This window comes from Kineosporia sp. A_224 (assembly GCF_002198655.1).
Classification (GTDB): domain Bacteria; phylum Actinomycetota; class Actinomycetes; order Actinomycetales; family Kineosporiaceae; genus R-H-3.
Genome location: NZ_MWLN01000136.1, coordinates 1 through 8,849, shown reverse-complemented (window position 1 = coordinate 8,849; position 8,849 = coordinate 1). Strand labels below are relative to the sequence as shown.

At 73.3% G+C, this 8,849-nt stretch carries 10 protein-coding genes; 1 reads left to right on the top strand and 9 read right to left on the bottom strand.

The window, feature by feature from the left end:
* Nucleotides 1-16 precede the first annotated feature (16 nt).
* The 9 genes from EDJALFJO_RS12295 to EDJALFJO_RS12255 all read right to left on the bottom strand — a co-directional run bounded on the left by EDJALFJO_RS12295 (nucleotide 17) and on the right by EDJALFJO_RS12255 (nucleotide 7,729).
* Complete coding sequence (locus EDJALFJO_RS12295) at nucleotides 17-676, bottom strand: acVLRF1 family peptidyl-tRNA hydrolase (RefSeq protein WP_088285585.1); 660 nt, start codon at nucleotides 674-676, stop codon at nucleotides 17-19.
* Between the two features lie 342 nt (nucleotides 677-1,018).
* Nucleotides 1,019-1,453: a metal-sulfur cluster assembly factor gene (locus EDJALFJO_RS12290; protein WP_369812523.1), complete on the bottom strand. Its 435-nt coding sequence runs from the start codon at nucleotides 1,451-1,453 to the stop codon at nucleotides 1,019-1,021.
* Nucleotides 1,342-1,881, bottom strand: coding sequence for a Fe-S cluster assembly sulfur transfer protein SufU (sufU, locus tag EDJALFJO_RS12285; protein ID WP_088285581.1), 540 nt, complete (start codon nucleotides 1,879-1,881; stop codon nucleotides 1,342-1,344). The genes EDJALFJO_RS12290 and sufU overlap by 112 nt, the downstream gene beginning before the upstream one ends.
* Nucleotides 1,881-3,197 (bottom strand): SufS family cysteine desulfurase, encoded by a 1,317-nt coding sequence (locus EDJALFJO_RS12280; RefSeq protein WP_233149821.1) that lies wholly within the window; start codon nucleotides 3,195-3,197, stop codon nucleotides 1,881-1,883. The genes sufU and EDJALFJO_RS12280 overlap by 1 nt, the downstream gene beginning before the upstream one ends.
* Nucleotides 3,198-3,218: 21 nt before the next feature.
* A complete protein-coding gene (gene sufC, locus EDJALFJO_RS12275; RefSeq protein ID WP_088285577.1) occupies nucleotides 3,219-3,986 on the bottom strand; it encodes a Fe-S cluster assembly ATPase SufC in 768 nt (255 codons plus the stop codon).
* A 5-nt stretch (nucleotides 3,987-3,991) separates the two neighbouring features.
* Nucleotides 3,992-4,342: a non-heme iron oxygenase ferredoxin subunit gene (locus EDJALFJO_RS12270; protein WP_088285575.1), complete on the bottom strand. Its 351-nt coding sequence runs from the start codon at nucleotides 4,340-4,342 to the stop codon at nucleotides 3,992-3,994.
* Complete coding sequence (gene sufD, locus EDJALFJO_RS12265; RefSeq protein WP_088285573.1) at nucleotides 4,339-5,559, bottom strand: Fe-S cluster assembly protein SufD; 1,221 nt, start codon at nucleotides 5,557-5,559, stop codon at nucleotides 4,339-4,341. The genes EDJALFJO_RS12270 and sufD overlap by 4 nt, the downstream gene beginning before the upstream one ends.
* Complete coding sequence (gene sufB, locus EDJALFJO_RS12260; RefSeq protein WP_088285571.1) at nucleotides 5,559-6,971, bottom strand: Fe-S cluster assembly protein SufB; 1,413 nt, start codon at nucleotides 6,969-6,971, stop codon at nucleotides 5,559-5,561. The genes sufD and sufB overlap by 1 nt, the downstream gene beginning before the upstream one ends.
* Nucleotides 6,968-7,729 (bottom strand): metalloregulator ArsR/SmtB family transcription factor, encoded by a 762-nt coding sequence (locus EDJALFJO_RS12255; RefSeq protein WP_088285569.1) that lies wholly within the window; start codon nucleotides 7,727-7,729, stop codon nucleotides 6,968-6,970. Before EDJALFJO_RS12255 ends, sufB begins: the two co-directional genes overlap by 4 nt.
* A 134-nt stretch (nucleotides 7,730-7,863) precedes the next feature.
* On the opposite strand from EDJALFJO_RS12255, the gene EDJALFJO_RS12250 reads away from it, so the two are divergent.
* Nucleotides 7,864-8,796 (top strand): ABC transporter ATP-binding protein, encoded by a 933-nt coding sequence (locus EDJALFJO_RS12250; RefSeq protein WP_088285567.1) that lies wholly within the window; start codon nucleotides 7,864-7,866, stop codon nucleotides 8,794-8,796.
* Nucleotides 8,797-8,849: the final 53 nt, after the last annotated feature.

Below are 8,849 nucleotides of genomic sequence, written 5' to 3'. Positions count from 1 at the left end.
CCCCACCCCCACCGGGTCAGGGCTCCGAGAGGTGCACCGTGACCGAGCGGACGTGCTCGGGGAGCGACTTGACGACGTCCGAACGGGGGTCGCCGACGGCGAGGTGGGGGCCGCGGGGCAGCGTCCCGAGCACCCGTAGCCGGGGGTCGGTGAGCACCCGGTCGACGAGCGTGCGGTCCCCGCCGGTGAGCACGGCGTCGTAGGTCGCGGAGCCGGGGTCGAGCACCCGGGCGGCGTGGTCCGCCGTGGCGCGGACGAGGTCGTCGGTCTGGTTCTCCCGGCGGCGCGCGAAGCGCTGCTGGGACCAGCCCCCGGCCGCCGTCCGGCCCTGGACGTACCGGGTGCCGACCTTCGACGCGCCGACGCCCTCCGGGCCGACGACGGCGCAGGCGTAGCCGCCCCGCCGGGCCAGGACGGCGGCGACCCGTCGCGGCCGGAGCACCCGGCCGGTGAGGGCCACGACGAGGTCGTCGGCGGACGTGTCCGCGGGGAAGGTGTCGTCGGCGAGGGCGTCGTCGGGGAACGGTGGCGAGAGCAGCGCCGTCGTCCCGTCCCCGGCGGTGAGGAGGACGCCGCCGCGGGACACGACCGCCAGGACCTCGCCGTGCCGTTCGCGGACACCGGCCACCCAGCGGGGCAGCCGTCGCGCGTCGACGGTGAAGGTGCGGTCGCTCACCCGGGGATCGTCTCGCTCACCCGTCCATCGTCTCGCGCCGCCCCGGCAGCCGCCGGGGCGGGTGAGGCCGGCGGCGGACGGTCACGAGGACGCCCCGCTCCCGTGCCACGTGCCGCCGCCGGCCCGGCGGTGGTCCCGGACCGCCCCGTCCGGCTCCGCCCGCCGCTGGTCCGCCCGGAGAGACGGAACCTGCAGCCATCCACGGTCCGGCCGGCGCCGAGGCGCCCCGCCGGCCCCGAGCACGGTGGACGCCGACACGCTACGCCGCCGCACCGATGATCGGAACGATGCGGGGCGAACTGTCACACAAGGCGCCGACCCCGTCATCCGGGGCGGTGCAGGTCAGACGTTGAAGCCGAGCGCCCGCAGCTGCTCGCGGCCGTCGTCCGTGATCTTGTCCGGGCCCCACGGCGGCATCCAGACCCAGTTGATCCGCATCCCGGACACCAGGCCGTCGAGGGCCTGCTGCGCCTGGTCCTCGATGACGTCGGTCAGCGGGCAGGCCGCGGACGTCAGCGTCATGTCGATGACCGCGTGGTTGTTCTGGTCGATCGTCACGCCGTAGATGAGGCCGAGGTCCACGACGTTGATGCCGAGCTCGGGGTCGACGACGTCGCGCAGCGCCTCCTCGACGTCGAGGACGTTGGCGGGCGTCTGGGTCTCGCTCATGCGTTCTCCTGCTCGGTCGTCGTGCTGACTGCGGGCGGACCCGGCTGCGGTGCGGCCTCGAACAGGTCCGCGACCGCCCTGGACAACGCGTCCTCGAACGCCGTCCATCCCAACATGGCGCACTTCACGCGGTTGGCGTGCCGACCGACGCCGGCGAAGGCCGCGGCGTCTCCGAGGACCTCCTCGTCCGGCTCGACCTGGCCGCGCGACCGGATCATCGTGCGGAACTCCTCGACGAGGCCGGTCGCCTGCGGCACCGGGAGCCCGACGACGAGCTCGTGGAGCACGGACGTCGACGCCTGGCTGATCGAGCAGCCCTCCCCCGTCCACGCGACGTCGGCGACCACGGGGGCGGCGGTGCCGTCCGGCGCGGTCGTGACGACCGCGCGCAGGGTGACCTCGTCACCGCAGAGCGGGTTGTACTGGTGGCTGTCCGCGGAGGCGGCGCCGGGGGCGGCGTCGCGCAGCCCGAAGCCGTGCTTCGCCTTCGCGTGGTCGAGGATGATCTGCTGGTAGAGCTGGTCGAGACCGGACATCAGGCCGCCCCGAAGTAGCCGCGGACCCGGCCCAGGGTCTCGACGAACGCGTCGACCTCGCCGGTCGTCGAGTACAGGTAGACGCTGGCCCGGGTGCTCGCGGTCGCGCCGTAGCGGCGGTGCACCGGCTGCGCGCAGTGGTGCCCGACCCGGACGGCGATCCCCTCGTTGTCGAGGAACTGCCCGACGTCGTGCGGGTGGACGCCCTCGACGACGACGCTCACGGCGCCGACCCGGTCCCGGGCCGTCGTCGGGCCGAGCACGCGCACTCCGGGCAGGTCCGCGACCCCGGCGAGCAGCCGCTCGGTGAGCATGTGCTCGTGCGCCGCGATCCGGTCCATGCCGAGGGCCGACAGGTGGTCGACGGCGGCGTGCCACGCGATCGCCTGGCTCACCGGCGGCGTCCCGGCCTCGAACCGCTGCGGCGGCTCGCGGAACGTCGTCGACTCCATGGTGACCTTCTCCACCATCGAGCCGCCGGTGACGACCGGCGGCAGCGCGGCGAGCACCTCGCGGCGGCCGGCCAGCGCGCCGATCCCCGTCGGGCCGAGCATCTTGTGCGCCGAGAAGACGGCGAGGTCGACGTCCAGGGCCCGCAGGGCGACCGGGAAGTGCGGCACGGACTGGCACGCGTCGAGGACGGTCAGCGCACCGACCGCCTTCGCCGCCGCGACGAGCCGGGGCACCGGGTTGACCGTGCCGAGGACGTTCGAGGCGTGGGTGAAGGCGAGCACCTTCGTGCGCCCGGTGACGACCCTGTCGAGGTCGTCGAGGTCGAGCCGGCCGTCGTCGTCGAGCCCGATCCAACGCAGCGTCGCCCCGGTGCGGGCGCACGCCTGCTGCCACGGCACGAGATTCGCGTGGTGCTCCATCTCCGTGACGACGACCTCGTCGCCGGCCCGCAGGGCGAGCGGCCCCGGTGCGCCGATCCCGTAGTGGGACAGGCCCAGCGCGACGATGTTGAGTCCCTCGGTCGCGTTCCGGGTCCAGACGACCTCGTCGTCGTCGAGCCCGACGAAGCCGGCGACGGCGGCCCGGGCGTCCTCGTAGGCCTGCGTCGCCTCCTCGGCGAGCGTGTGCGCACCGCGGTGGACGGCGGCGTTCGAGCGGGTCAGGTAGTCGCGCTCGGCGTCGAGGACGCTGTCCGGCCGCTGGGACGTCGCCCCGGAGTCGAGGTACGCGAGCGCGTGCCCGGCCCCCACCGTGCGGGAGAGCACGGGGAAGCGGGCGCGGACCGCCGCGACCTCGTCGTCCGAGAACGCCGCCGCGCCGCCCGCTTCGCTCCCGCCCGGGTCGCCGACGCGGGCGGCGTCCACCGCTGGTGCTGACATCGGTGCTCAGGCCCCCGTGGTCGCCGGCGTCGTGAAGCGGTCGTAGCCCTCGGCCTCGAGGCGGTCGGCGAGCTCGGGACCGCCCTGCTCGACGATCCTGCCGTCGACGAAGACGTGGACGAAGTCCGGCTGGATGTAGCGCAGGATGCGGGTGTAGTGCGTGATGAGCAGCGCACCGACCTCGCCGCCGGCGAGGACGCGGTTGACCCCCTCGGAGACGACCTTGAGGGCGTCGACGTCCAGGCCGGAGTCGGTCTCGTCGAGGATGGCGATCCGCGGCTTGAGGAGCTCCATCTGGAGGATCTCGTTGCGCTTCTTCTCACCGCCGGAGAAGCCCTCGTTGACGTTGCGCTCGGCGAAGGAGGAGTCCATCTTCAGGCCCTCCATCGCGCTGCGGACGTCCTTGACCCACGTGCGCAGCTTGGGGGCCTCGCCGTCGATCGCGGTCTTCGCCGTGCGCAGGAAGTTCGAGTTCGTCACGCCGGGGATCTCGACCGGGTACTGCATGGCGAGGAAGAGCCCGGCCCGGGCGCGCTCGTCGACGCTCATCGCGAGGACGTCCTCGCCGTCGAGCGTCACGGTGCCGCTCGTGACCGTGTACTTCGGGTGGCCCGCGATCGAGTAGGCGAGCGTGGACTTGCCCGAGCCGTTGGGGCCCATGATCGCGTGGGTCTCGCCCGCGCGGACCGTGAGGGTGACGCCACGGAGGATCTCCTTGGCGCCCTGCTCGGTCTCGACGGAGACGTGGAGGTCCCGGATCTCGAGGACGGACATCGGGTTCAGCTCTCCTTCGCGGCGGTGTCGCCGGCGTTGATCGTGGTGGTGACGTCGACGAGCACGTCGTCGCCGTCGAGGGTCAGGGAGTAGACGGGCACCGGGCGGATCGCCGGGAGCGACGTCGGCCGGCCGGTCCGCAGGTCGAACCGCGAACCGTGGAGCCAGCACTCGATCGAGCAGTCGTCGACCTCGCCCTCGGCGAGCGAGACGTCGGCGTGCGTGCAGGTGTCCCCGATGGCGTGCAGCCCGCCCTCGCTGTCGCGCACGACGGCGACGGGGACCCCTTCGAGGACGACGCGGAGCGCACCGGACGCCGGGATGTCAGCGGCCGCGCAGGCCTTCTGCAGGCTCACGCGCCCGCCCCCACCAACGCCATCGAGCGCTCGAGCTCGGCCTCGATGGCCGCGTTGAGCCGCTCCTCGATCTGCGGGACGCCGATCTTCTGGATGAGCTCGTTGAAGAACCCACGGACGACGAGCCGCCGGGCCTGCGCCTCGGTGATGCCGCGCGCCTGCAGGTAGAACAGCTGCTCGTCGTCGAACCGGCCCGTCGCGCTCGCGTGCCCGGCGCCGACGATCTCGCCGGTCTCGATCTCGAGGTTCGGCACCGAGTCGGCGCGGGCGCCGTCGGTGAGCACGAGGTTGCGGTTGAGCTCGTACGTCTGCGTGCCCTCGGCCGCGGCCCGGATGAGGACGTCGCCGATCCAGACGGTGTGCGCCGACTCGCCCTGCAGGGCGCCCTTGTAGACGACGTTGCTCGTGCAGTTCGGCACCGCGTGGTCGACGAAGAGCCGGTGCTCGAGGTGCTGGCCGGCGTCCGCGAAGTACAGCCCGACGAGCTCGACCTCGCCGCCGGGGCCGGAGAACGAGGCCGTCGGGGAGATCCGGACGACGTCGCCGCCGAGGCTGACGACGACGTGCCGCAGCTTGGCGTCGCGGCCGACGACGGCGCGCTGCGCGGACAGGTGCACCGCGTCGTCCGCCCAGTCCTGGATGGACACGACGGTGAGGTCCGCACCGTCCGCGACGTCGATCTCGACGTTCGCGGACACGGTCGCCGAGCCGCGGTGGTCCAGGACGACGATGCCGCGCGAGTGGTGCTCCGCGACGACGAGCACGTGCGCGTACCCCAGCCCGCCCTGCCCCTCGACGGTGACCGTCGTGGGGGCGGAGGCGTCGAGCTCGGCGGGGACCGTGACGACGAGCGCCTTCGTGAAGGAGGCCCAGGCCTGCGCCGCGGCGCGGTCCTCGGGCACGCCGACCTTGCCCAGCCGGGCGTCGCCGCGGTCGACGAGCTCGGTGCGCACGCCGTCCGCGGCGTCGATCGTCACCGCGCTCGGCGCCCCGGACGCCTCGGCGCCCGCGTGCAGGCCGCGCAGCCGGGCGAGCGGGGTGAAGCGCCAGTTCTCCTCGCGACCGTTCGGGACCGGGAAGTCCGCGGGGTCGAAGCTGGAGAGCCAGCCCGCCCGGGACTGCACCGGGACAGGGTCGCCCGGCGCGTTCCCGTGGCTGTGCGCGACGAACCCGTGCTGGGCGGTCGGCGGTGCGGTGATGTCCGTACTGGCTGCCATCAGCCGACGGCCCCTTCCATCTGCAGCTCGATGAGGCGGTTGAGCTCGAGCGCGTACTCCATCGGCAGCTCGCGCGCGATGGGCTCGACGAAGCCACGGACGATCATCGCCATGGCCTCCTCCTCGCTCAGACCACGGGACATGAGGTAGAAGAGCTGGTCCTCGCTCACCTTGGACACCGTCGCCTCGTGCCCCATGGACACGTCGTCCTCGCGGACGTCGACGTACGGGTAGGTGTCGGACCGGCTGATCGTGTCGACGAGGAGCGCGTCGCAGCGCACCGTCGAGGCGGAGTGGTGAGCGCCCTCGAGAACCTGCACGAGGCCCCGGTAGGACGTCCGGCCGCCACCGCGCGCGACGGACTTGGAGATGATCGAGGACGAGGTGTGGGGCGCCGCGTGGACCATCTTCGCGCCGGCGTCCTGGTGCTGGCCCTCGCCGGCGAAGGCGATGGACAGCGTCTCGCCCTTGGCGTGCTCCCCCATGAGGAAGATCGCCGGGTACTTCATCGTCACCTTGGAGCCGATGTTGCCGTCGACCCACTCCATCGTCGCGCCAGCGGCCGCCGTGGCCCGCTTCGTCACGAGGTTGTAGACGTTGTTCGACCAGTTCTGGATCGTCGTGTACCGGACGCGCGCGTCCTTCTTGACGATGATCTCGACGACGGCCGAGTGCAGCGAGTCCGACTTGTAGATCGGCGCCGTGCAGCCCTCGACGTAGTGCACGTACGAGCCCTCGTCGGCGATGATCAGGGTCCGCTCGAACTGGCCCATGTTCTCGGTGTTGATCCGGAAGTAGGCCTGCAGCGGGATCTCGACGTGGACGCCCTTGGGCACGTAGATGAACGAGCCGCCGGACCACACCGAGGTGTTGAGCGCCGCGAACTTGTTGTCCCCCACCGGGATGACGGACGCGAAGTGCTCCTTGAAGAGCTCCGGGTACTCGCGCAGCCCGGTGTCGGTGTCGACGAAGATGACGCCCTGGCGCTCGAGCTCCTCGTTGATCTGGTGGTAGACCACCTCGGACTCGTACTGCGCGGCGACCCCGGCGACGAGGCGCTGCTTCTCGGCCTCCGGGATGCCCAGGCGGTCGTACGTGTTCTTGATGTCGTCGGGGAGGTCCTCCCACGACGTCGCCTGCTTCTCGGTCGACCGCACGAAGTACTTGATCGTGTCGAAGTCGATCCCGGACAGGTCGGAGCCCCAGCCCGGCATCGGCTTCTTGTCGAACAGGCGCAGGCCCTTGAGGCGCAGGTCGAGCATCCACTGCGGCTCGTTCTTCAGCGCAGAGATGTTGCGGACGACGTCCTCGGAGATCCCGCGGCGGGCGGTGGCCCCCGCGGAGTCCGGGTCGGCCCATCCGTACTCGTAGCGGCCCAGCCCCTCGAGCTCGGGGCGTGCGACGGAGGTCATCGGGTGGTCCTCTCCTGAGGCGATGTCGGGACGTGCTGCGGTGCGATCTGGACGGCGACCGAGGCGGTCGGGACGTGGGTCGTGCAGACGTGCTCGCCGTGCGCCAGGGTCGCCAGACGCTGGACGTGCACCCCGAGCAGCCGCGAGAAGGCCTCGGTCTCGGCCTCGCACAGCTGGGGGAACTCGCGTGCCACGTGCTGCACGGGGCAGTGCCCCTGGCACAGCTGGATGCCGACCGTCGTGTCCCCGACGGCGACGTCCCGGGTGCTCGCGGCGTAGCCCTCGGCGGACAGTACGCCCGCCAGCGCGCGGGCCCGGGCCTGCGGGTCCTCCCCCGCGGCGTCGACCACCGCGGCGTAGCGCCGCTCGAGGTCGCCGACCCGGTCGTCGGCGAACTGCTTGACGGCGTCGTCACCGGCGACGTCCCGCAGGAAGCGCAGGGCGGACGACGCGAGCGCGTCGTACCCCGTGGCCATCGCCGCGTGCCCGACGTCGGTGAGGACGAACCGGCGGGCCGGGCGGCCGCGGCCGCGCGGGCCGCCGGCCGGGGTCTCGTGGACGGCGACGTGCCCGTCCTCGAGGAGGACGTCGAGGTGGCGGCGGACGGCGGCCGGGGTGAGGCCCAGACAGGTGGCGAGCTCGGCGGCGGTCACCGGGCCGCGCTCGAGCACCTCGCGGCAGACCCGGTCCCGGGTGCGCTCGTCGAACTCGGTCTCGACGGGCGCCAGGGCGGCGGGCGGGCTGGTCAGGTCGGTCATCCTGCGCACCTCTCCTCGCTCGTCGGTCCTCGCTGGTCGGGGCACTGCGCGGGCACTGGCCCAATTACACCACTTCATTGTGTCGTTAATACCCCGGGGCCTCAACTCGACCTCCCGGCTCCTACCCTTCGGGGGTGACCGACGCCCCCGCGCTCGCCGTCGACGGCCTGCGCAAGTCCTACGGCGGCCGGCCGGTCGTCGACGGCCTCTCGTTCGCCGCCCGCTCCGGCGAGGTGACGGCGGTCCTCGGCCCGAACGGCGCCGGCAAGACGACGACGGTCGAGTGCTGCGAGGGCCTGCGGCGCCCGGACGGCGGGACCGTGCGGGTCCTCGGTCGCGACCCCTGGCGGGCCGACGCGGCACAGCGGGCGCGGGTCGGGGTGATGCTCCAGGACGGCGGCCTGCCGACCGGTGCCCGGGCCGGCGAGGTGCTCCGGCACGTCGCGGCGCTGCACGCCCGCCCGCTGCCGGTCGACGACCTGCTCGACCGGCTCGGGCTCACGGCGCACGCCCGGACGAACGTCCGCCGGCTCTCGGGGGGCCTGCGGCAGCGGCTCGCGCTCGCCGTCGCCGTCGTGGGCCGGCCCGAGGTCGTGTTCCTCGACGAGCCCACCGCCGGGCTCGACCCGCAGGCCCGGCTCGCGGTCTGGGACGTGGTGGCACGGCTGCGCACGGACGGCGCCGCCGTCGTCCTGACGACCCACCTCATGGACGAGGCCGAACGGCTCGCCGACCGGGTCGTCGTGGTCGACCACGGCCGGGTCGTCGCCGACGGCTCCCCCGCGACGCTGCTCTCCGGGAACGGCGAGTCCCTGCGGTTCGGCGGCCCGCCCGGCCTCGACGTCGGGCCGCTCGGCGCGGCGCTCACCGCCGGGATCACCGTCCTGGAGGTCTCCCCGGGCCAGTACGTCGTGAGCGGCGGCCCGGACGCCCCGCTCGGACCGCAGGCGGTGGCGACCGTGACCGCCTGGTGCGCCGGGCTCGGGGTCATGCCGGAGGGGCTCAGCCTCGCCCGCCCGACCCTCGAGGACCTCTTCCTCGACCTCACCGGCAGGGACCTGCGATGACCGCCACCGTTCCCGGCCCCGCGTCGTCCCGAGCAGCCGCAGCACCCCGTAGC